Source organism: Pantoea sp. SM3640 (assembly GCF_015654165.1).
GTDB classification, from domain to species: domain Bacteria; phylum Pseudomonadota; class Gammaproteobacteria; order Enterobacterales; family Enterobacteriaceae; genus Pantoea; species Pantoea vagans.
The window spans coordinates 675843-697857 of record NZ_CP064872.1; the positions used below are offsets into that span (position 1 = coordinate 675843).

Below are 22015 nucleotides of genomic sequence, written 5' to 3' on the forward strand. Positions count from 1 at the left end.
CTTCGCTGCAACATGACCCGACTTGTGGGTAATGTTGCGGCAAACCCCCACCGTCGTGTGATTTACGCCTACCACTTCCTTGCGTGCCTCGCTAGAATGCAAAAATCGCTGTCCATTCATCACCTGTTGCCATGCCGTTCAAACAGGTCCAGTCACGGCGACCAGTCGAATAAAAAAAGGTCAGAACGAAATGCGGATATTGCTCAGCAACGATGACGGCATTCATGCGCCAGGCATTCAGACTCTGGCAAACGCTCTGCGGCAGATTGCTGACGTGCAGGTTGTTGCTCCCGATCGTAACCGAAGCGGTGCCTCTAACTCCTTAACGCTGGAAACACCCCTGCGTACTTTCACCCATGAAAACGGCGATATCGCGGTTCAGATGGGTACCCCGACCGATTGCGTCTATCTGGGGGTGAATGCGCTGATGCAGCCGCGTCCCGATATTGTCGTGTCAGGCATCAACGCCGGCCCCAATCTGGGCGATGATGTCATCTACTCCGGCACGGTGGCGGCGGCGATGGAAGGGCGGCATCTTGGTTTACCGGCGATAGCGGTTTCACTTAACGGCCATCAGCACTATGCCACCGCGGCAGCGGTGACCTGCGCGATCCTCAGGGCGCTGACGCATGAACCGCTGCGCACCGGCCGCATTCTCAACATCAATGTCCCCGATCTGCCGCTGACCGAACTCAAAGGCATCCGCGTGACGCGCTGTGGCAGTCGCCATCCGGCGGATCAGGTGATTGCGCAGCAGGATCCGCGTGGCAATACCCTCTACTGGATTGGCCCGCCGGGCGAAAAACTGGATGCGGGCCCGGATACGGACTTTGCCGCCGTGGATCAGGGCTATGTTTCTGTCACCGCACTGCATGTCGATTTAACGGCACACAGCGCGCAGAACGTGCTTAGTGACTGGCTGGCTAAAGCTGAGGTGAACCTGGCATGGTGAATCGGCGTATTGAGACACTGCTGTCACAACTGCGTCAGCAGGGTATTGATGATGAAAATCTGCTGAAAGCCATCAGCGAGGTGCCGCGCGAACGGTTTATCGACGAGGCGTTTGAGCATAAAGCCTGGGACAATGTGGCCTTGCCTATCGGCTCCGGTCAGACGATTTCACAGCCTTATATGGTCGCGCGGATGACCGCGTTGCTCGGGCTGAATCCGCATTCGCGTGTACTGGAGATTGGTACGGGTTCCGGGTATCAGACAGCGATTCTTGCCCATCTGGTCGACCATGTCTATTCAGTGGAACGCATCAAAGGGCTGCAATGGCAGGCCAAACGCCGTCTGAAACAGCTGGATCTGCATAATGTATCAACCCGCCATGGCGATGGCTGGCAGGGCTGGCCATCTCGCGGTCCGTTCGATGCCATCATTGTTACCGCCGCTCCACCGGAAATTCCGATTGCGCTGATAGCACAACTGGCAGAAGGCGGCATTATGGTGCTGCCGGTTGGCGAAGATCAGCAGGTACTGAAGCGCCTGCGCCGTCAGGGCGAAGAGGTCACGGAAGAGATCATTGAACCGGTGCGTTTTGTTCCGCTCGTACAGGGCGATCTCGCCTGACGCTCTTCGTATTTCTTCACAACTGTTTCATGGCACCACCTGGTTGATATTGTTACTATCCAGTTCATTCAACGAAAACACAGATTTTATCGCGCCGCGCAGAGCATTCTGCTGGCGGGTACAGTGAAACAGATAGATCAGCGTTGCCATCACGGGGGATTAATGAGCACGGGAAGCACACTTTTTCAGTTACGCCGTCTGGCGGCACTTTCACTGGTAGGATTCTGGCTGGCAGGCTGCAGCTCTGGCGACAACTCACAGGCACCGATCAGCCGCGTTGGCGATGATGGCGGCATGATGAACAGCCAGGCTGGCGCAGGCCCGGTTTCGGGTGGTGTGCCTGCCGCGCCGTCTCAGGGACAAATGTTAAGCAGAAATTCAGCATCCGTCCCCAGCAATGGCGGAATGGTTAGTACCAACAGTAATGTTGAGACGCAGAACGGCCGGATCGTGTACAACCGCAGTTACCAGAATATTCCTAAGGGTAGCTACTCCGGTGAAACGTATACCGTTAAGCGCGGAGACACCTTGTTTTATATTGCCTGGATTACCGGCAATGATTTCCGTGATTTAGCCCAGCGCAACAACGTTGCTGCGCCATACAGCCTGAATGTGGGTCAGACTTTACAGATTGGTAACGGGTCGGGTCAGCCGATTACCGGTGGCAATCCCATTACCGTTGCTGATGCAACGCAGGGCGGCGTTCCGGCGGCGCCACAAATTAAATCGCCTGCTGTTGCACAGCAACCTGTTATTACGTATTCTGATGATTCAGGTAATTCGGGTGGCAGCAAATTGTTGCCTTCGAAAGGAGCAAATGTTGCAACGACAACAGCTCCGGTGGTTACCGCACCCCCAACGGTTAGCAGTACTACCAACAGTTCAACGCCGGTCGGAAGCTGGCGCTGGCCGACTGACGGGAAGATTATCGATAACTTCTCTGCCGCCGAAGGTGGCAATAAAGGCATCGATATCGCCGGGACGCGCGGACAATCTGTGGTTGCCACTGCTTCAGGACGAGTGGTTTACGCAGGTAACGCACTCCGGGGTTACGGTAATTTAATCATCATTAAACACAACGATGATTACCTGAGCGCCTACGCCCACAACGATACAATGCTGGTTCGGGAACAACAGGAAGTTAAGGCGGGGCAAAAAATCGCTACCATGGGTAGCACCGGAACCAGTTCAGTCAGATTACACTTTGAAATTCGTTACAAGGGGAAATCCGTAAACCCGTTGCGTTATTTACCGCAGCGATAATCCGGCAGAACAAACCCTTTTTATGTTCTGCCCTGGAATCACGGGTAGGAGCCGCTTATGAGCCAGAATACGCTGAAAGTAAACGAGTTACATGAGAACGCGGAATTCGATGAGAACGGAGCTGAAATTTTTGACGAGAAGGCCCTTGTTGAAAATGAAGCCAGTGATAGCGACGTAGCGGAAGAAGAGTTGCTATCACAGGGTGCGACGCAGCGTGTATTAGATGCGACGCAGCTCTATCTTGGGGAGATTGGCTATTCTCCGTTGTTAACGGCAGAGGAAGAAGTTTTCTTCGCTCGCCGTGCATTGCGGGGTGATATCCCTTCCCGTCGTCGCATGATCGAAAGTAACTTACGCCTGGTGGTGAAAATCGCCCGTCGTTACAGCAATCGTGGTTTAGCACTGCTGGACCTGATTGAAGAAGGTAACCTCGGCCTGATTCGCGCCGTAGAGAAATTTGACCCGGAGCGTGGGTTCCGTTTCTCGACGTACGCCACCTGGTGGATTCGTCAGACTATTGAACGGGCGATCATGAATCAAACCCGTACCATTCGTCTGCCGATTCACATTGTTAAAGAACTGAATGTTTATCTGCGTACCGCGCGTGAACTTTCCCACAAGCTCGACCATGAGCCAAGTGCGGAAGAGATCGCCGAGCAGCTTGATAAACCAGTTGATGACGTAAGCCGTATGTTACGTCTCAACGAACGCATTACCTCAGTTGATACGCCATTAGGCGGTGATTCTGAAAAAGCGCTGCTGGATATTCTGGCCGATGAGAAAGATAACGGCCCGGAAGACACCACGCAGGACGATGATATGAAACAAAGCATCGTCAAGTGGCTGTTCGAACTGAACGCCAAGCAGCGTGAAGTGCTGGCGCGTCGTTTCGGCCTGTTGGGCTATGAAGCGGCAACGCTTGAGGATGTGGGTCGTGAAATCGGCTTAACCCGTGAGCGTGTACGTCAGATTCAGGTTGAAGGTTTGCGCCGTCTGCGCGAAATCCTGCAGGCGCAGGGTCTCAACATTGAAGCACTGTTTCGTGAATAATCGTCTGTAAGATGGTCTGAGTTCGAATGCAAAAAGCGGTGGTGAAAACCACCGTTTTTTTTATGCCTGCAGAAAAGTGATTTACAAAGAAATGCCAGTGCCGCACCGTGCTTTTACACGATACGGCGTGCTATCACACCAGCGATTTAAGCCGATAAATCCAGTCAAGTGCCTGACGCGGTGTCAACGTATCCGGATCCAGCGCCTCAAGCGCCTCCACCGCTGGTGAGGTCTCTTCAACCAGCAGCGGCAGCTGAGAACCATCTACCGTTGATGATGCCGAGTGGTTTGAAACGGTCTCCAGCTCTTTCAGCTTGTTCCGCGCCCGCTTGATCACCTCTTTAGGCACACCGGCCAGCGCGGCGACGGCCAGACCATAACTCTTGCTTGCAGCCCCTTCCTGAACGCTGTGCATAAAGGCGATGGTGTCGCCATGCTCAACCGCATCCAGATGAACGTTGACCACGCCTTCCATTTTTTCCGGCAATGTTGTCAGCTCGAAGTAGTGAGTGGCAAACAGTGTCATTGCCTTGATGCGGTTCGCCAGGTTTTCAGCACAGGCCCAGGCCAGCGATAAACCGTCGTAGGTCGAGGTGCCGCGTCCAATCTCATCCATCAGCACCAGACTGTTTTCAGTGGCGTTGTGGAGGATGTTGGCGGTCTCGGTCATCTCCACCATAAAGGTCGAGCGCCCGGAGGCGAGATCGTCAGCTGCACCGACGCGGGTAAAGATGCGATCCAGCGGGCCAATCAGCGTCTCATCAGCAGGAACAAAACTGCCGATCCATGCCATCAGTGCAATCAGTGCCGCCTGTCGCATATAGGTACTTTTACCGCCCATGTTGGGACCGGTAATGATCAGCATTCTGCGCTGTGGTGCCAGTGACAGCGGGTTAGCAATAAACGGCTCTTTCAGAACCTGCTCAACCACCGGATGGCGACCGCCGCTGATTTTAATTCCGGCTTTATCCTGCAGCACCGGACGGCAATAGTTCAGGGTCCAGGCACGTTCGGCCAGGTTGCTCAATACGTCCAGTTCGGCCAGCGCGGCGGCACTCAGCTGCAGCGCTTCAAGGTGCGGCAGCAGCTGATCGAACAGCGCCTCATACAGGCTTTTCTCCAGCGACAGCGCTTTGCCCTTCGAGGTGAGGACTTTGTCTTCGTACTCTTTCAGTTCCGGGATGATGTAGCGTTCAGCATTTTTCAGCGTCTGACGACGGACATAGTGCATCGGCACCTGATGGCTCTGGCCACGGCTGACCTGGATGTAATAGCCATGCACACCGTTAAAGCCGACCTTCAGCGTATCCAGTCCCAGCTTCTCGCGTTCGCGGATCTCCAGCCGGTCCAGATAGTCGGTTGCGCCATCGGCCAGCGCGCGCCACTCATCCAGCTCTGCATTGTAGCCGGGCGCGATCACGCCGCCGTCACGAATCAGCACCGGCGGTGACTCAATCACCGCCTGCTCCAGCAGCTCGCGTAGTGCGGTGAATTCGCCCATCTGCGTGCGCAGCTTTTGTAGCTGTGGCGCTTTTACGTCGGCCAGCAGCTGGTTCAGTTCTGGCAGTTGCTGAAACGCATGGCGCATGCGGGCCAGATCGCGCGGACGGGCGGTGCGCAGTGCGAGTCGCGCCAGGATACGTTCCAGATCGCCAACCTGACGCAGCACCGGTTGCAGGACTTCGCTGAGATTCTGCAGCTCAGCAATCGACTCCTGACGCTGGTTAATGATGCGCACATCGCGCAGCGGCATATGCAGCCAGCGCTTCAGCATCCGGCTGCCCATTGGCGTAACGGTTTTATCCAGCACGGCCGCTAAGGTGTTGTCGGTGCCGCCTGCCAGGTTCTGGGTGATCTCCAGATTACGGCGGGTGGCGGCATCCATGATGATGCTATCCTGCTGCCGCTCCATGCTCAGCGAGCGGATATGGGGCAGTGTGGTGCGCTGGGTATCTTTGACATATTGCAGCAGGCAGCCCGCCGCGCTCAGCCCGAGGTGCGCGTTCTCCACGCCGAAGCCATTGAGGTCGCGGGTGCCAAACTGCAGGTTCAGCTGCTGGCGCGCGGTATCGATCTCAAACTCCCACAGCGGACGACGGCGCAGTCCACGACGCTGATCGATCAGCGACATTGCCTGAAAATCCTCGGGATAGAGCAGCTCGGCGGGGTTGGTGCGCTGCAGCTCTGCCGCCATGGTTTCAGCATCCGCCGGTTCGCTTAAGCGAAAACGGCCTGAGCTGATATCCAGCGTGGCGTAGCCAAAACCGCGCGGACTTTGCACAATCGCCGCCAGCAGATTGTCATGCCGCTCCTGCAACAGCGCCTCATCACTGATGGTGCCGGGTGTTACGATGCGCACCACTTTGCGCTCCACCGGGCCTTTGCTCAGCGCCGGATCGCCTATCTGCTCACAGATGGCAACCGATTCGCCCAGCTGCACCAGCTTAGCCAGATAGCCTTCAACCGCATGATAGGGCACACCCGCCATCGGGATCGGTTCGCCCGCGGACGCCCCGCGTTTGGTAAGTGAAATCTCCAGCAGCTGCGAGGCGCGTTTGGCGTCGTCATAAAACAGCTCGTAGAAGTCACCCATCCGGTAAAACAGCAGAATATCAGGATGCTCCGCCTTGAGGCGCAGGTACTGCTGCATCATGGGCGTATGGGAAGGAAAGTCCTTTTCGGTTGGCTCTTGCATAAGGTTTTAACTCATCTTTAATGCGGTGAATTTCTGGCGGTCAACGCCCATGAAACCGAAAGGGATTCCAGGCACGCAGGATAACCAGATGATAACGAATAGGGCAGGGCATATGCCAGCCTGATAAACGTCCTGATCCTGACCGGGTGTAACCTGACAGGCATCCTGGCAAATGTGGCGACGGCTGGCGACAGAAAAGTGGCGTTTTTCATTACTCTGGCGCGGTGCTGCGAGGCGGCTCGCGATTTCTGCGTCAGTTTACGGTGTGCGGGGCGGCGCTATAGCGCACAGCAGAAGAAAAATGCTCAGTGCAGCCCGTTCTGCAGCGCCCAGACGGCGGCTTCAAGGCGGGACTTGAGGTTTATTTTTTTCAGCAGATATTTGACGTGAACCTTAACCGTGCTTTCACTGATGTCCAGTTTGCGGGCAATGGCTTTATTGGTCATTCCATCGCTGATCAGCTGCAGGATGTCGCGTTCACGTCGGGTTAGCTGGCTGATATCGCGCGTCTGTGCAGGCTGCGATTCGCGCAACCGCGCAACCAGAATCGGGGTTAACGCTTCGCTGAGTACGATCTGCCCGGCGGCCGCCTGATGCAGCGCTTTCAGCAAGGCTTCCGGTTCCGTATCTTTCAGCAGATAACCATCCGCGCCGCGCTTCAGTGCGCTGACCACATCCTCTTCATTATCGGAAACGCTGAACACCACCACGCGGCCAGAAAGGGCGATTTCGCGCAGCTGGGTCAGGGTATCCAGCCCGTTCAGACCCGGCATATTAAGATCCAGCAGGATCAGGTCGGGATCGTGCTGTTGTGCCAGCGCCAGACCATCAATGCCGTTACCCGCTTCGGCCACCACCTGCAGTCGTTCATCCAGCGCAATCAGCTGCTTCAGCCCGTTGCGCAGCATGGGGTGGTCATCGATTAATAAGAGCGTAAATTTCTCTGCCGTCACAATCTTTCCTGTCCTGTACGCCGGCCCTGTGCGGGCGAAGGTGCCTATCTTACCGGTGAAGCGGGGTTGCTATATACCCCCAAAGGACTACTCCTTTATTTCCATTCAGATGCCCTTTTGCTGAAGGGGTTCGCAGCAGTAATTAAACCGCATGATTTATAAGGGTTATCTGCATTCAGTTAACTACTTAACCAGGATAATCAGAGATTGCCACGCCTTTGAACCTGCATTGCCGTTGATTTGTATCAAGCAAGCCGCCAGGCCGGATGCGCAGGATATGCACAATTATTATTCTGCTGATGAGAGATTTATGACCCAATCTGCCCCACTGCAAACCCCGACGCGCGGCGCATTAATCCAGGACTGGCAACCGGAAAACGAGGCGTTCTGGCAGATGCGCGGCAAGCGTATCGCCAGCCGTAATCTGTGGATTTCTGTTTTTTGCCTGCTACTGGGCTTCTGCGTCTGGATGCTGTTCAGCACCGTCGCGGTTAACCTGAATAAAGTCGGCTTTAACTTCACTACGGAGCAGCTCTTTTTGCTGACCGCGCTGCCGTCGGTGTCCGGCGCGCTGCTGCGTGTGCCTTACTCTTTTGTGATCCCCATCTTTGGTGGCCGCCGCTGGACCGCCTTCAGCACCGGTATCCTGATCATTCCCTGCCTGTGGCTCGGCTTTGCGGTTCAGGACAGCCAGACCTCATTCGCGACATTTATGGTGATCTCCCTGCTGTGCGGATTTGGTGGCGCTAACTTCGCGTCAAGCATGGGCAACATCAGCTTCTTCTTCCCTAAAGCCCATCAGGGCGGCGCGCTGGGTATCAACGGTGGTCTCGGTAATCTTGGCGTCAGCGTGATGCAGTTTGTCGCACCGCTGGCAATCTCCTGTGCCATTTTTGGCTTTGCCGATGTGGGCCATACCACCGTCACCGGCGACAGCCTCTGGCTGGAAAATGCGGCCTGGATCTGGGTGCCGTTCCTGGCGGTCGGCACGCTGGCGGCCTGGTTCGGCATGAACGATCTCGCAGCGGCGAAATCCTCGCTGCGTGAGCAGTTGCCGGTGCTGAAACGTCCACACCTGTGGATCATGGCGCTGCTCTACCTGGCGACCTTCGGTTCCTTTATCGGGTTTTCTGCCGGTTTCGCCATGCTGACGAAAACGCAGTTTCCGGATGTGGTGATCATGCATTACGCCTTTTTCGGCCCGCTGATTGGTGCGCTGGCCCGTTCAGCAGGCGGCATTGTTTCTGACCGCCTCGGCGGGACCCGCGTCACGCTGGTCAACTACATCCTGATGGCGCTGTTTGCCGCGCTGCTGTTTCTCACGCTGCCGGGGGACGGACATGATGGCTCGTTTATCGCCTTCTTCGCGGTGTTTATGGGCCTGTTTCTGACTGCCGGTCTGGGCAGTGGCTCCACCTACCAGATGATTGCGGTGATCTTCCGCAAGCTGACGCTGGAACGTATTAAAGCTGAAGGTGGCGACGATGCGCATGCGCAGCGTGAAGCGGCGACAGAAACCTCGGCTGCGCTGGGCTTTATCTCCGCTATTGGCGCACTGGGCGGCTTCTTTATTCCACAGACCTTTGGCCTGTCGCTCGCCATGACCGGTTCACCCGCTGGCGCGATGAAAATCTTCCTGGTCTTTTATCTCTGCTGCATCGCCGTGACCTGGCTGGTTTACGGACGAAAAGCCCGCGCCTGATAACGACAAAGCCGGTGTGGCGCACCGGCACCATTTTACTTTCTGTGTCGCGACAGATGCAGAGTCAGCAATGTCATACCAGGCCTTCAGGAGTATTCCGGATGAGCAAGTTTCTTGATCGATTTCGTTATTTCAAACAGCTGGCTGAGCCTTTTTCCGGCCAGCATGGGCAGACCTTAAACAGCAACCGCGACTGGGAAGATGGCTACCGCAGCCGCTGGCAGCACGATAAAGTTGTGCGCTCTACCCACGGTGTTAATTGTACCGGCTCCTGCAGCTGGAAAATCTACGTCAAAAATGGACTGGTCACCTGGGAGACCCAGCAGACCGACTATCCACGTACCCGTCCCGATCTGCCCAACCATGAGCCGCGCGGCTGCCCACGCGGAGCCAGCTACTCCTGGTATCTCTACAGCGCTAACCGCCTGAAGTATCCGCTGATGCGTAAGAAGCTGATCCAGCTGTGGCGCGACGCGAAAGCGCAGCACAGCGATCCGGTAGAGGCCTGGGCATCCATCATCAGCAATCCAGAGAAAGCGAAAAGCTATAAGCAGGCGCGCGGACGCGGTGGCTTTGTGCGTTCCAGCTGGCAGGAAGTGAACGAGATGATCGCTGCTGCGAACATCTGCACCGCGAAGACCTACGGCCCTGACCGTATTATGGGATTCTCGCCGATTCCGGCGATGTCGATGGTCTCCTACGCTGCGGGCGCACGTTACCTGTCACTGATCGGCGGAACCTGCCTGAGCTTCTATGACTGGTATTGCGATCTGCCACCTGCGTCACCGATGACCTGGGGCGAGCAGACCGACGTGCCGGAATCGGCCGACTGGTACAACTCCTCATACATTATTGCCTGGGGCTCGAACGTGCCGCAGACCCGTACCCCGGATGCGCACTTCTTCACGGAGGTCCGCTATAAAGGGACAAAAACCGTGGCCATTACCCCGGACTATGCCGAAGTCGCGAAGCTGTGTGACCAGTGGCTGAGTCCGAAGCAGGGCACCGACAGCGCGATGGCGCTGGCGATGGGCCATGTGATGCTGAAAGAGTTCCATCTTGATCGCGAAGTCGGCTATTTCCGCGATTACGTGCGCCGCTACACCGATATGCCGATGCTGGTCATGCTGGAGCCACGCGAGGGCGGTTACTACGCCGCAGGCCGTCAGCTGCGTGCCAGCGATCTGGTGGATGGTCTGGGTCAGGAGAATAATCCGGAGTGGAAAACCGTGGCGCTGGATCAGGCGACCGGTGAATTGATTGCCCCGCAGGGCTCTATCGGCTTCCGCTGGGGTGAAAAAGGCAAATGGAACCTGGAGCAGCGCGACGGCCTGTCGCAAAAAGAAGTGGAGCTGCAGCTCAGCCTGCTCGGCAGCCACGATGAGGTGGTTGAGGTCGGTTTCCCTTACTTTGGCGGCATCACCCGCGAGCATTTTAACAGCGTCGCGCTGGATGAGATTCTGCTGCACAAGTTGCCGGTGAAACGCCTGCAGCTGGCGGATGGCAGTGAAGCGCTGGTTACCAGCGTCTACGATCTGACGCTGGCGAACTATGGTCTGGCTCGTGGTCTGGATGATGCCAACTGCGCGCAAAGCTATGACGAGATTAAAGCCTACAGCCCGGCCTGGGCAGAGCAGATTACGGGCGTTTCCCGTCAGAACATCATCCGCATTGCCCGCGAATTTGCCGAAAACGCTGAAAAAACCCGTGGCCGCTCAATGATCATCGTCGGTGCCGGTATGAACCACTGGTATCACATGGACATGAACTACCGTGGCCTGATGAACATGCTGATTTTCTGCGGCTGCGTCGGTCAGAGCGGCGGGGGCTGGGCGCACTATGTCGGTCAGGAGAAACTTCGTCCGCAGACCGGCTGGACACCGCTGGCCTTTGGCCTGGACTGGCAGCGTCCGCCACGTCAGATGAACAGCACCTCTTTCTTCTACAACCACTCCAGTCAGTGGCGCTATGAAACCCTGGCCACCAGCGAACTGCTGTCACCGCTGGCGGACAAAAGCCGCTACAGCGGCAGCCTGATCGACCTTAACGTCCGTTCCGAACGCATGGGCTGGTTACCTTCCGCGCCGCAGCTCAACGTCAACCCGCTGCATATCGCGGCGAAGGCGAAAGCCGCCGGCCAGTCACCGCTGGATTACACCGTGGAGAGCCTGAAGCAGGGCACTATCCGGTTTGCCGCTGAACAGCCGGACAACCCGCAGAACTTCCCGCGCAACCTGTTTGTCTGGCGTTCCAACCTGCTCGGCTCCTCAGGCAAAGGGCATGAGTACATGCTGAAATATCTGCTGGGCACCGAAAACGGTATTCAGGGGAAAGATTTAGGTCAGCAGGGTCGCGTGAAACCCGAAGAAGTGGAATGGCTGGATCAGGGTGCCGAAGGCAAGCTGGATCTGGTGGTCACACTCGACTTCCGCATGTCGAGCACCTGTCTCTACTCTGACGTCGTGCTGCCAACCGCCACCTGGTATGAAAAAGACGATATGAATACCTCGGATATGCATCCGTTTATTCATCCGCTTTCGGCGGCTGTCGATCCGGCCTGGGATTCAAAAAGCGACTGGGAGATCTACAAAGGCATTGCCAAAGCCTTCTCCGATCTCTGCCCTGGCCATTTAGGTGTTGAAACGGATGTGGTGACGCTGCCGGTGTTGCATGACTCACCTGCCGAACTGGCGCAGCCGTTTGAAGCCAAAGACTGGAAAAAAGGCGAGTGCGACCTGATTCCGGGCAAAACCGCGCCACACATCATGGTGGTGGAACGCGACTATCCGGCGACCTGGGAACGCTTTACCTCGCTGGGGCCGTTGCTGGATACCCTGGGTAACGGCGGCAAAGGGATCAGCTGGAACACCAGCAAAGAGGTCGATTTCCTCAAACAGCTTAACTATGTCAAAGCGGATGGCCCGGCAGCGGGACGGCCAAATATTGACACGGCGATTGATGCAGCCGAAGTGATCCTGGCGCTCGCTCCGGAAACCAATGGTCAGGTGGCGGTGAAAGCCTGGCAGGCGCTGGGCGCGATTACCGGTCGTGACCACACGCATCTGGCGCTGAACAAAGAAGATGAGAAGATCCGCTTCCGCGATATTCAGGCGCAGCCGCGCAAAATTATCTCCAGCCCGACCTGGTCAGGTCTGGAAGATGAACATGTCTCCTACAACGCCTGCTACACCAACGTTCATGAGCTGATCCCGTGGCGTACCCTGAGCGGTCGTCAGCAGCTCTATCAGGATCATGAGTGGATGCGCGCCTTCGGTGAGAGCCTGATGGTCTATCGTCCGCCTATCGATACCCGTGCGGCGAAGCCATTGCTGAACAGCAAGCCTAACGGTAATCCGGAGAAGGCGCTTAATTTCCTGACGCCACATCAGAAGTGGGGCATCCACTCTACCTACAGTGACAACCTGCTGATGCTGACGCTGTCGCGTGGCGGACCGATTGTCTGGATGAGTGAAGATGACGCCCGCGAGCTGGGCATTGTGGATAACGACTGGATCGAGGCGTTCAATGCCAATGGTGCACTGACCGCGCGTGCTGTGGTGAGCCAGCGTATCCCGGCCGGTATGACCATGATGTACCACGCACAGGAACGTATCGTGAATATCCCCGGTTCGGAAATCACCAGCCAGCGCGGCGGCATCCATAACTCCGTGACGCGAACCTGTCCGAAACCGACCCATATGATCGGCGGTTATGCCCAGCTCTCCTGGGGCTTTAACTACTACGGCACCGTCGGCTCTAACCGCGATGAGTTCGTGGTGGTGAGAAAAATGAACAACGTTAACTGGTTAGATGGGGAAGGCAACGATGCCTGCCAGGGCAGCCAGCAGGAGGTAAAACCATGAAAATTCGTTCACAGGTCGGCATGGTGCTGAACCTCGACAAATGTATCGGCTGCCACACCTGCTCGGTGACCTGTAAAAACGTCTGGACCAGCCGCGAGGGCATGGAATACGCCTGGTTTAACAACGTCGAAAGCAAGCCTGGCGTCGGCTATCCGCACGCCTGGGAAGATCAGCAGAAGTGGAAGGGCGGCTGGATCCGTAAGATCAACGGCAAGCTGGAGCCGCGTATGGGCAGTCGCGTCGGCCTGCTGTCGAAGATCTTCGCCAACCCGGATGTGCCTGCGCTGGATGAATACTACGAGCCGTTCGATTTCGATTATCAGCATCTGCACAACGCGCCTGCCGGTAAACATCAGCCGATTGCGCGTCCGCGCTCGCTGATCACCGGTCAGCGGATGAAAAAGATCGAAAACGGCCCGAACTGGGAAGAGATCCTCGGCGGCGAGTTTGCTAAACGCTCACAGGATAAGAACTTCGACAACGTCCAGAAGGAGATTTACGGCCAGTTTGAGCACACCTTCATGATGTACCTGCCACGCCTGTGTGAGCACTGCCTCAACCCGGCGTGCGTGGCGACCTGTCCGAGCGGCGCGATCTACAAGCGCGGTGAAGATGGCATCGTGCTGATCGACCAGGATAAATGTCGCGGCTGGCGGATGTGTCTCACCGGCTGTCCGTACAAGAAGATCTACTTCAACTGGAAAAGCGGCAAGTCAGAAAAATGCATTTTCTGTTATCCACGCATCGAAGCGGGCCAGCCCACCGTCTGCTCGGAAACCTGTGTCGGCCGTATCCGTTATCTTGGCGTGCTGCTCTATGACGCGGATCGCATTGAACAGGCGGCCGCAGCGGAAAGCGAGAAAGATCTCTATCAGCGCCAGCTGGATATCTTCCTTGATCCCCACGATCCTGCCGTGATCGCCCAGGCACTGAAAGATGGCGTCGCGCAGAGCGTGATCGACGCCGCGCAACGTTCACCGGTTTATAAAATGGCGATGGAGTGGAAGCTGGCGCTGCCGCTTCACCCTGAATACCGCACGCTGCCGATGGTCTGGTATGTGCCGCCACTGTCACCGATTCAGTCGGCAGTAGATGGCGGGGCGCTGGCGCACACCGGCGTGCTGCCGGATGTGGAAAGCCTGCGCATTCCGGTGGAGTACCTGGCGAACCTGCTGACCGCTGGCGACACCGCGCCAGTGCTGCTGGCACTGAAACGTATGCTGGCGATGCGCCATTACAAGCGCGCAGAAAGCGTAGAGGGTGAGCATGATATCCGGGCGCTGGAGCAGGTCGGTCTGACCGAAGCACAGGCGCAGGAGATGTACCGCTATCTGGCGATCGCCAACTATGAAGATCGCTTTGTGGTGCCTTCAAGTCATCGTGAACTGGCGCGTGAAGCCTTCCCGGAAAGCAAAGGCTGTGGCTTCAGCTTTGGCGATGGCTGCCACGGCAGCGACAGCAAATTTAACCTGTTCAACAGCCGCCGAATTGATGCCATCGACGTCAGCAGGAAGACCACGCGTCCGGAGGATGCCTCATGATCACGCTGCGTATTGTGTCGCGCCTGCTGGACTATCCGGACGAGGCGCTGTTTACCCACTATCCCGATCTGATCGCGGCTCTGGAAGAGGCCAGCGAATTCAACCTGCAGCAGAGCGCACGGCTGGTGCGCTTTATTAATCAGCTCTGCACCCGGCCCTTGCTGGACGTACAGGCTGACTACTGTGAACTGTTTGATCGCGGCCGCGCCACCTCGCTGCTGCTGTTTGAACATGTGCACGGAGAGTCCCGCGATCGCGGTCAGGCGATGGTTGATCTGCTGGAACAGTACCGGGCCGACGGTCTCGAGCTGGACAGCAAAGAGCTGCCCGATTATCTGCCGCTCTACCTGGAATATCTCGCCTGTAAAAGCGATGAGGCGGCGCGTCAGGGGCTGGACGACATCGTGCCGATCCTGGCGTTGCTGGCCGCGCGGCTGGAAGCGCGTCAGAGCTCTTATGCTGACCTGTTCACGGTGTTACTGACGCTGTCCGGCAGCGCGGTCGATCCTGCGGCCCTCAAGCCACAGGTGGCGCAGGAAGCGCGCGATGATACCCCAGCCGCGCTCGATGCGGTCTGGGAAGAGGAGCAGATTAAATTTCTCGGCGAACAGGGCTGCGCCTCGGCGCAGCAGGCGATGCATCAGCGTCGCTTCGCCGATGCGGTCGCGCCGCAGTATCTGGATATCGCCGCGGCGGCGGCGCGCACCACAGGAGAATCAGCATGAATTTTATTAACACTTTCTTCTTCGATATTTACCCTTACCTGGCCGGAACGGTTTTTCTGGTCGGGAGCTGGCTGCGCTATGACTATGGGCAGTACAGCTGGCGGGCCGGTTCCAGTCAGATGCTGGACAAAAAAGGAATGCGGCTTGCCTCTAACCTGTTCCACATCGGCATCATCGGGATCTTCTTCGGTCATATCGTCGGGATGCTCACCCCGCACTGGATGTATGAATCGTTCCTGCCGATCGACGTGAAGCAGAAGCTGGCGATGATTGCCGGTGGCCTGTTTGGTGCGATGACGCTGGCGGGCGGCGCGCTGCTGCTGAAACGCCGTCTGACCAATCCTCGGGTGCGGGCGACGAGCAGCGTCGGCGACATTTTGATCCTGACGCTGCTGGTGGCTCAGGCCACGCTGGGTCTGCTGACTATTCCTTTCTCCGCCCAGCATATGGACGGCAGTGAAATGATGAAGCTGGTGGGCTGGGCGCAGGCGGTGGTGACCTTCCACGGTGGTGCATCGCAGCATCTTGAGGGCGTCGCGTTTATCTATCGCATGCATATGGTACTGGGCATGACGCTATTCCTGCTGTTCCCGTTCTGCCGTCTGGTGCATATCTGGAGTGCGCCGGTTGAGTATCTGACCCGCCGTTATCAGCTGGTGAGAAACCGCCGCTAAACGCCGGATGGCTGCGGGGGAGATACTGCCCCGCAGCCCTTTTCACCCCACGGCTGCGTTGACGTTTTTTTAAGATTCCGGACTGTATGTCAATGCGCTGAACGACTACTATTACCGCATCTGAATTTACCCCTCGTTTATGGATAACCGATGCGTCTTAAGCTAGCCCTCCTTGCGTTCATCCCGCTTCTGGCCTCCTGCAGCAGCAAACCTGACGTTCCGTCCCAGCAGAAGATGCTGGCTGCGCCGCAGGGCGGTTTTTTACTGCAGCCGTCGCACAGCGGACAGGCGATGTTCGGCGACTTTGCCGGTAACCCGGCCGCAGAGCAGTTTATCGATAAGATGGTTGAGAAGCATGACTTCGACCGTGAGCAACTGCACAACATCATTGGTCAGGCTAAGCGACTGGATTATGTGCTGCGGCTGATGGATCGTCAGGCACCGAGCTATACGCCAGCGCCGGGCCCTAACGGGGCCTGGATCCGCTATCGGAACAAGTTCATTACGCCGGATAACGTGCAAAACGGCGTGGCGTTCTGGAACCAGTATCAGGATGCGCTGCAACGCGCGCAGCAGGTCTATGGCGTGCCGCCGGAGATCATTGTCGGCATTATTGGCGTAGAAACCCGCTGGGGCCGCGTGATGGGGAAAACGCGGATTCTGGATGCGCTGGCAACCTTATCGTTTAACTATCCGCGCCGTGCGGCGTACTTCAGCAGCGAGCTGGAAACCTTCCTGCTGATGTCGCGTAAAGAGCAGGATGACCCGCTGGCGCTGAAAGGTTCTTTCGCCGGAGCGATGGGCTATGGCCAGTTTATGCCTTCCTCTTACAATGATTACGCGGTTGATTTCAATGGCGACGGCCATGCAAACCTGTGGGATCCGGTGGATGCGATCGGCAGCGTGGCGCACTACTTCCAGAAGCATGGCTGGCGCAGCGGTGAAAATGTGGCGGTCCCGGCCAGCGGTCAGGCACCGATGCTGGAAGATGGCTTCAAAACCAGTTACAGCGTGAGCATGCTGGCGGCGTCAGGCCTGTCACCGCAGGGCTCGCTGGACGGTAATAATCAGGTCAGTCTGCTGCGTCTTGATTTAGGCACCAGCTATCAGTACTGGTACGGCTTACCCAATTTCTATGTGATTACCCGCTACAACCACAGTACCCATTATGCGATGGCGGTATGGCAGCTGGGCGAGGCGGTGAGCAAGGCACGGCAGGGCGGCCTGTTATAAAGGCTATCCTTGTTAACTGTAAGGTTATATGATGACGCCCTTTTTCAGGCCACACAGCCACTGATATCTCTGGAGTCGTTATGTCTTTACCTGCCTGCCCAGCCTGTCACGCCGATTACACCTGGCAAGATGGCGAAAACCTCAACTGCCCCTCCTGCGGTCATATCTGGACCGAGGGAGAGGGTGACAGCAGCAACGGATCGCTGGAAGTGCGTGATGCCAACGGTAATCTGCTGGCCGATGGCGACAGCGTCACGGTGATCAAAGATCTTAAGGTGAAGGGCAGTTCCTCATCGCTGAAGATCGGCACCAAAGTGAAAAGCATTCGCCTGGTTGAAGGGGACCACAACATCGACTGTAAAATCGACGGTTTTGGCCCGATGAAATTAAAATCTGAGTTCGTGAAAAAGAACTGAGATCCGGGGCGCAGGGATGCGCCCGCCTTTCTTTTAATTGAACAGCCGATCAATTGCGGCGCACTGTTCCGCGTTCAGATCACCACCGTAATTACGCGAGTTACTGCTCATTGAGTCATAACGTCGCGCTACGGCCGTTTTAATCGTGGTCACAAAATCATCGCCAATACTGTAAATCGCCATCAGCCGGCCGATCTGCTGCTGCAGCCGCGTCAGCTCAGGCAGATTGCCTGTTCGCCATGCCGCCATCATCTCGGCAAAGTATTCCGGCACAATATTATTCAGGCCTGAAATCACCCCGGCACCTCCCGCCAGCAGATTGGGAAGCAGGTATTCGTCATACCCTGATAGCACGGCAAAATCACTGCGTACCTTGCGGGTCTCTTCGATCATCACCCGGTTATGCGACAGGCAATCCACCGTATCTTTGATGCCGATAAAGTTGGGCAGCTTTGCCGCCAGAGCGGCTATCAGCGTGGGCGTCAGATCGCAGCCGGTGCGAGCCGGGAAGTTGTAGGCAAACCACTTGCCACCCAGTTGCGCGTCGAGCGCTTCGAAGTAGTACATCATCTGCTGTTGCGTCTGGCCGTAGTAGTAGGGCGGCAAGACCATTACCGCATCAAAATCGTTTCTCCACGCGGCTTCAGCCAGCGCCAGCATGTCGGGGATGCAGGTTGCCGAGACGTTCGCTACCATCTTCAGCGGTGACAGGGGCCTGGCTTCCTGAATCAGCTGTAAACGTTCCTGTTGCGTCAGGGAGGCAAACTCGCCAATGCTGCCCATCACCAGCAGGGTGTCGATACCGGAGTCATTAAGGCGGGAGAAGTGTCGCCCGAGCGCGTCGATATCAAGGCCGCCCTGTGCATTGAACGGGGTGACGGTAGGGCACCAGACACCGGCAAAGGCCGATTTTTCACGCATAGCTGACTCCTGAAGCAAATGTTAAAAATGAAACAGTGTTTTAACTTAATGGCTCCAGTCAGTCTCTGCCAGCGCATGATTCAAAAGTGAGCAACGGGTCGCACTTTTTCGTTTTTCGTTCGTCTCAGTAAGCGGATGCTTCTGACAACTGAACGAGAGGTGATGATGAAAGAGTGGGATCCCGTGCTGTATCGCAAATTTGAAGCGGAACGAACCCGTCCGGCCCGCGAGCTGCTGGCGCGCATCAGCCTGGAACAGGTTGAGCAGGTGACCGATCTGGGCTGCGGACCCGGCAACAGCACCGAGCTGCTCGCCGATGCCTGGCCGCTGGCGCAGATTACCGGACTCGACAGTTCTGCGGCGATGCTAACTCAGGCGGGTGAACGCCTGCCGCACTGCCGCTTTATCCAGGCAGATATCCGCACATGGCAGGCGGATGCGCCGCAGCAGGTGATTTATGCCAACGCGTCTCTGCAATGGCTGGATAATCACGTCACGCTGTTTCCTCATCTGGTCAGCCAGCTGGCACCCGGTGGCGTGCTGGCGATCCAGATGCCTGATAACCTCAATGAGCCGTCGCACCAGCTGATGCGCGAGGTGGCGGCTGACAATCGCTGGTCGTCACGCATTAATGCCAGTGCCGCTGAACGTACACAGCTGCTTTCTACGGGCGAATATTATGCTCTGCTGACCCAGGCCGGCTGTGAGGTGGATATCTGGCGAACCACCTATTATCACGTGATGGCCGACGCACAGGCGATTATCAGCTGGCTGCAGGCGACTGGCCTGCGACCTTTCCTGGCGATGCTGAATGAGTCTGAACAGACGGCTTTTCTGTCTGATTATCATCAGCGCTTACTTACCGCTTATCCGGCTCAGGCCGATGGTCAGGTTCTGCTCGCCTTCCCGCGACTTTTTATGGTTGCAGTGAAAAAAAGGTGAGGGCGCTGGAAAGCAGGTCGCAAAATCAGGGCAATAATGATAAGAGCCCTTGAAAAAGTGGTTTTTCTGCACCACCTTCAACCCACGACCAAAGGGAGAGTCGAAATGGACGATCAGCAATTGCAGGCGTTAAGCGCGCAGATAGGTGAGAAGCTGAAGCAGCGTAATGCCACCGTAACCTGTGCGGAATCCTGCACTGGCGGCTGGATTGCCAAAGTCTTTACCGATATCAGCGGCAGCTCCGCCTGGTTCGAACGCGGTTTTGTCACCTACAGTAATGAGGCGAAACAGCAGCTGGTGGATGTGAAGGCCGACTCGCTGGCGCAGTATGGCGCGGTGAGTGATGCGGTGGTGCGTGAGATGGCGCTGGGTGCCCGCAAGGGGGCCCATGCTGACTACGCGATCTCCGTCAGCGGCATTGCCGGCCCGGATGGCGGCAGTGAAGAAAAACCGGTCGGCACGGTGTGGTTTGGCTTTGCCGGGCCGCAGGATAACGTATTGACTTTTCAGCAGCATTTTAGCGGCGATCGTGATGCCGTCCGCCGCCAGTCGGTGGCATGGGCCCTGCAGAAACTGTATGGCGAATTTCTGACAAATTAAACTTGATACTGTATGATTATACAGTATAATTGTCGGCAACAGAAAGAGTGCAGGCACCCTGAGTGCGTGTTTACCCGGCTTGATTAGGAGTTGAAATGGCGATTGATGAAAACAAACAGAAGGCTTTAGCTGCCGCGCTGGGCCAGATTGAGAAACAATTTGGTAAAGGCTCCATCATGCGCTTGGGTGAAGACCGCTCAATGGATGTGGAAACCATCTCTACCGGTTCGCTCTCGCTGGACATCGCATTAGGCGCAGGCGGTCTGCCAATGGGCCGTATCGTTGAGATCTACGGACCAGAGTCTTCCGGTAAAACCACGCTGACCCTGCAGGTTATCGCATCTGCACAGCGTAAAGGCAAAACCTGTGCCTTTATCGATGCTGAGCATGCGCTTGATCCGGTTTACGCCAAGAAACTGGGCGTAGATATTGAAAACCTGCTCTGTTCTCAGCCCGACACCGGTGAGCAGGCGCTGGAAATCTGTGATGCCCTGGCGCGCTCTGGTGCCGTTGATGTCATCATCGTTGACTCCGTTGCGGCGCTGACGCCGAAAGCGGAAATCGAAGGTGAAATCGGTGACTCACATATGGGCCTCGCGGCACGTATGATGAGCCAGGCGATGCGTAAACTGGCCGGTAACCTTAAGCAGTCCAATACGCTGCTGATCTTCATCAACCAGATCCGTATGAAAATTGGTGTGATGTTTGGTAACCCGGAAACCACGACCGGTGGTAACGCGCTGAAGTTCTATGCGTCTGTCCGTCTTGATATCCGCCGTATCGGTGCCATCAAAGAGGGCGATAACGTGGTGGGCAGTGAGACCCGCGTTAAGGTAGTGAAAAACAAAATCGCTGCGCCATTTAAACAGGCTGAATTCCAGATTATGTACGGCGAAGGTATCAATACCTTTGGTGAGCTGGTCGATCTGGGCGTGAAGCACAAGCTGATTGAAAAAGCGGGTGCATGGTACAGCTACAATGGCGACAAGATTGGTCAGGGTAAATCGAATGCCGGCAACTTCCTGAAAGAGAATGCTGCTGTGGCAAACGAAATTGATCTGAAGTTACGTGAGATGTTGCTCAACGGCGCGGATGAGAAACTCGCAGCAGCAGATAAGTCTGCTGAGAAAGAAGACGCGGCAAGTGAAGCGAACGAAGACTTCTGATTTATGATGCGGGAGGGGCAAAAGCCTCTCCCGCTGTTTTATCCCCCCTGATACCTTTCCTGCCTTCCCTCTGTCCTGTTCTGTCGCCATAATCTCCCTCTGTTTGTAGAAGGTGCGCAGTATGACTGAATCCTCTCAGCCCCAACCCAATGTTGTCTCTTATTCTCGTCTGCTTGACCGTGCGATGCGCATTCTGGGTCAGCGCGATCACAGCCGTGCAGAGTTATCCCGTAAGCTGCAACAGTCAGCTCAGCGCGCCGCGTGGGCGCAGAAAAAAGAGCCTGAAATTATCACTGAAGCGCTGCTGGAGCAGGTACTGGACTGGTGTCAGGAAAGCGGCTGGTTAAATGACGAGCGTTTCACCGATCGGTTTATTCAGAGCCGAAGCCGTAAAGGTTTTGGGTCGCAGCGCGTACGGCTTGAACTGGCCCAGAAAGGCATCGATCGTGAAGCTATTGATATTGCGATGGAAGAGACGGATGTTGACTGGGCAGCCTGCGCTGCACAGCTGGCTGAACGAAAATTCGGACATCCGCTGCCCACAGAGTGGAAAGAGAAAGCGAAAGTACTACGCTATCTGCAGTCAAAGGGCTTTCAGACCGACGATATCCAGTCTATTTTCAGAAATTTTGATGACTAAAAGCCGATGTAATTTTACTTCCCACTGAAGAAAATTTATCTTATTCCCACTTTTTGTTC

Annotated in this window: 18 protein-coding genes; 15 read left to right on the plus strand and 3 right to left on the minus strand. The window is 56.3% G+C overall.

Translation table 11 applies throughout. The annotated features are described in order from the left end of the window. Positions 1-190 precede the first annotated feature (190 nt). The 4 genes from surE to rpoS all read left to right on the plus strand — a co-directional run bounded on the left by surE (position 191) and on the right by rpoS (position 3885). Positions 191-952 carry a 5'/3'-nucleotidase SurE gene (gene surE / locus IV493_RS03240; protein WP_013358863.1) on the plus strand — a complete coding sequence of 254 codons (762 nt, stop codon included), beginning with the start codon at positions 191-193 and terminating at the stop codon, positions 950-952. Beyond that, the gene (locus tag IV493_RS03245) at positions 946-1572 is read left to right on the plus strand and encodes a protein-L-isoaspartate(D-aspartate) O-methyltransferase (protein WP_013358862.1); all 627 of its coding nucleotides are present in this window, start codon (positions 946-948) and stop codon (positions 1570-1572) included. Before surE ends, IV493_RS03245 begins: the two co-directional genes overlap by 7 nt. Positions 1573-1734: 162 nt before the next feature. Then, positions 1735-2835 carry a murein hydrolase activator NlpD gene (gene nlpD, locus IV493_RS03250; RefSeq protein WP_013358860.1) on the plus strand — a complete coding sequence of 367 codons (1101 nt, stop codon included), beginning with the start codon at positions 1735-1737 and terminating at the stop codon, positions 2833-2835. Positions 2836-2892: 57 nt separating this feature from the next. Continuing rightward, positions 2893-3885, plus strand: a complete 993-nt coding sequence (rpoS, locus tag IV493_RS03255; protein WP_009086923.1) for an RNA polymerase sigma factor RpoS — start codon at positions 2893-2895, stop codon at positions 3883-3885. A 133-nt stretch (positions 3886-4018) separates the two neighbouring features. Here the strand turns inward: rpoS and mutS are convergent, their stop codons facing one another. Together mutS and narL are read right to left on the minus strand one after the other, a co-directional pair. After that, positions 4019-6580 carry a DNA mismatch repair protein MutS gene (mutS, locus tag IV493_RS03260; RefSeq protein WP_033783961.1) on the minus strand — a complete coding sequence of 854 codons (2562 nt, stop codon included), beginning with the start codon at positions 6578-6580 and terminating at the stop codon, positions 4019-4021. 305 nt (positions 6581-6885) lie between these two features. Beyond that, entirely contained in the window at positions 6886-7488 is a 603-nt protein-coding gene (gene narL, locus IV493_RS03265; protein ID WP_230300002.1) for a two-component system response regulator NarL, read from the minus strand. Positions 7489-7843: 355 nt separating this feature from the next. Between narL and IV493_RS03270 the strand changes: the two genes are divergently transcribed. From IV493_RS03270 to IV493_RS03300, 7 genes are all read left to right on the plus strand, one after another. Next, a complete protein-coding gene (locus IV493_RS03270; protein ID WP_195857725.1) occupies positions 7844-9235 on the plus strand; it encodes a NarK family nitrate/nitrite MFS transporter in 1392 nt (463 codons plus the stop codon). Between the two features lie 101 nt (positions 9236-9336). Next, on the plus strand, positions 9337-13098 hold the full coding sequence (locus tag IV493_RS03275) for a nitrate reductase subunit alpha (RefSeq protein ID WP_095706756.1): 3762 nt from the start codon (positions 9337-9339) through the stop codon (positions 13096-13098). Continuing rightward, positions 13095-14639, plus strand: a complete 1545-nt coding sequence (gene narH, locus IV493_RS03280) for a nitrate reductase subunit beta (RefSeq protein WP_013358836.1) — start codon at positions 13095-13097, stop codon at positions 14637-14639. The genes IV493_RS03275 and narH overlap by 4 nt, the downstream gene beginning before the upstream one ends. After that, positions 14636-15364 (plus strand): nitrate reductase molybdenum cofactor assembly chaperone, encoded by a 729-nt coding sequence (gene narJ, locus IV493_RS03285; protein ID WP_195857726.1) that lies wholly within the window; start codon positions 14636-14638, stop codon positions 15362-15364. Before narH ends, narJ begins: the two co-directional genes overlap by 4 nt. Then, complete coding sequence (gene narI / locus IV493_RS03290) at positions 15361-16038, plus strand: respiratory nitrate reductase subunit gamma (RefSeq protein ID WP_013358834.1); 678 nt, start codon at positions 15361-15363, stop codon at positions 16036-16038. The genes narJ and narI overlap by 4 nt, the downstream gene beginning before the upstream one ends. 150 nt (positions 16039-16188) lie before the next feature. Next, positions 16189-17271, plus strand: coding sequence for a lytic murein transglycosylase B (gene mltB / locus IV493_RS03295; protein WP_033733598.1), 1083 nt, complete (start codon positions 16189-16191; stop codon positions 17269-17271). An 80-nt stretch (positions 17272-17351) separates the two neighbouring features. Next, the gene (locus tag IV493_RS03300; RefSeq protein WP_013358832.1) at positions 17352-17687 is read left to right on the plus strand and encodes a zinc ribbon domain-containing protein YjdM; all 336 of its coding nucleotides are present in this window, start codon (positions 17352-17354) and stop codon (positions 17685-17687) included. Positions 17688-17720: 33 nt separating this feature from the next. On the opposite strand, the gene IV493_RS03305 is transcribed toward IV493_RS03300, so the two are convergent. After that, a complete protein-coding gene (locus IV493_RS03305; protein ID WP_195857727.1) occupies positions 17721-18608 on the minus strand; it encodes a dihydrodipicolinate synthase family protein in 888 nt (295 codons plus the stop codon). A 165-nt stretch (positions 18609-18773) separates the two neighbouring features. On the opposite strand from IV493_RS03305, the gene tam reads away from it, so the two are divergent. From tam to IV493_RS03325, 4 genes are all read left to right on the plus strand, one after another. Beyond that, a complete protein-coding gene (tam, locus tag IV493_RS03310) occupies positions 18774-19550 on the plus strand; it encodes a trans-aconitate 2-methyltransferase (RefSeq protein ID WP_095707694.1) in 777 nt (258 codons plus the stop codon). Between the two features lie 105 nt (positions 19551-19655). After that, the gene (gene pncC, locus IV493_RS03315) at positions 19656-20150 is read left to right on the plus strand and encodes a nicotinamide-nucleotide amidase (protein ID WP_095706759.1); all 495 of its coding nucleotides are present in this window, start codon (positions 19656-19658) and stop codon (positions 20148-20150) included. A 95-nt stretch (positions 20151-20245) separates the two neighbouring features. Further along, on the plus strand, positions 20246-21316 hold the full coding sequence (gene recA / locus IV493_RS03320; RefSeq protein ID WP_013358828.1) for a recombinase RecA: 1071 nt from the start codon (positions 20246-20248) through the stop codon (positions 21314-21316). Positions 21317-21437: 121 nt separating this feature from the next. Then, positions 21438-21956: a regulatory protein RecX gene (locus tag IV493_RS03325; protein ID WP_013358827.1), complete on the plus strand. Its 519-nt coding sequence runs from the start codon at positions 21438-21440 to the stop codon at positions 21954-21956. Positions 21957-22015: the final 59 nt, after the last annotated feature.

What these genes read in the sequence shown, in the direction of transcription:
- mltB (WP_033733598.1), top strand. Translation starts at nt 16,189, where the DNA reads ATGCGTCTTAAGCTAGCCCTCCTTGCGTTCATCCCGCTTCTGGCCTCC.
- IV493_RS03305 (WP_195857727.1), bottom strand. Translation starts at nt 18,608, where the DNA reads ATGCGTGAAAAATCGGCCTTTGCCGGTGTCTGGTGCCCTACCGTCACC.
- IV493_RS03325 (WP_013358827.1), top strand. Translation starts at nt 21,438, where the DNA reads ATGACTGAATCCTCTCAGCCCCAACCCAATGTTGTCTCTTATTCTCGT.
- narL (WP_230300002.1), bottom strand. Translation starts at nt 7,488, where the DNA reads ATGCTGCGCAACGGGCTGAAGCAGCTGATTGCGCTGGATGAACGACTG.
- surE (WP_013358863.1), top strand. Translation starts at nt 191, where the DNA reads ATGCGGATATTGCTCAGCAACGATGACGGCATTCATGCGCCAGGCATT.
- narH (WP_013358836.1), top strand. Translation starts at nt 13,095, where the DNA reads ATGAAAATTCGTTCACAGGTCGGCATGGTGCTGAACCTCGACAAATGT.
- IV493_RS03245 (WP_013358862.1), top strand. Translation starts at nt 946, where the DNA reads ATGGTGAATCGGCGTATTGAGACACTGCTGTCACAACTGCGTCAGCAG.
- narI (WP_013358834.1), top strand. Translation starts at nt 15,361, where the DNA reads ATGAATTTTATTAACACTTTCTTCTTCGATATTTACCCTTACCTGGCC.
- pncC (WP_095706759.1), top strand. Translation starts at nt 19,656, where the DNA reads ATGGACGATCAGCAATTGCAGGCGTTAAGCGCGCAGATAGGTGAGAAG.
- nlpD (WP_013358860.1), top strand. Translation starts at nt 1,735, where the DNA reads ATGAGCACGGGAAGCACACTTTTTCAGTTACGCCGTCTGGCGGCACTT.
- rpoS (WP_009086923.1), top strand. Translation starts at nt 2,893, where the DNA reads ATGAGCCAGAATACGCTGAAAGTAAACGAGTTACATGAGAACGCGGAA.
- recA (WP_013358828.1), top strand. Translation starts at nt 20,246, where the DNA reads ATGGCGATTGATGAAAACAAACAGAAGGCTTTAGCTGCCGCGCTGGGC.
- tam (WP_095707694.1), top strand. Translation starts at nt 18,774, where the DNA reads ATGAAAGAGTGGGATCCCGTGCTGTATCGCAAATTTGAAGCGGAACGA.
- mutS (WP_033783961.1), bottom strand. Translation starts at nt 6,580, where the DNA reads ATGCAAGAGCCAACCGAAAAGGACTTTCCTTCCCATACGCCCATGATG.
- narJ (WP_195857726.1), top strand. Translation starts at nt 14,636, where the DNA reads ATGATCACGCTGCGTATTGTGTCGCGCCTGCTGGACTATCCGGACGAG.
- IV493_RS03300 (WP_013358832.1), top strand. Translation starts at nt 17,352, where the DNA reads ATGTCTTTACCTGCCTGCCCAGCCTGTCACGCCGATTACACCTGGCAA.
- IV493_RS03275 (WP_095706756.1), top strand. Translation starts at nt 9,337, where the DNA reads ATGAGCAAGTTTCTTGATCGATTTCGTTATTTCAAACAGCTGGCTGAG.
- IV493_RS03270 (WP_195857725.1), top strand. Translation starts at nt 7,844, where the DNA reads ATGACCCAATCTGCCCCACTGCAAACCCCGACGCGCGGCGCATTAATC.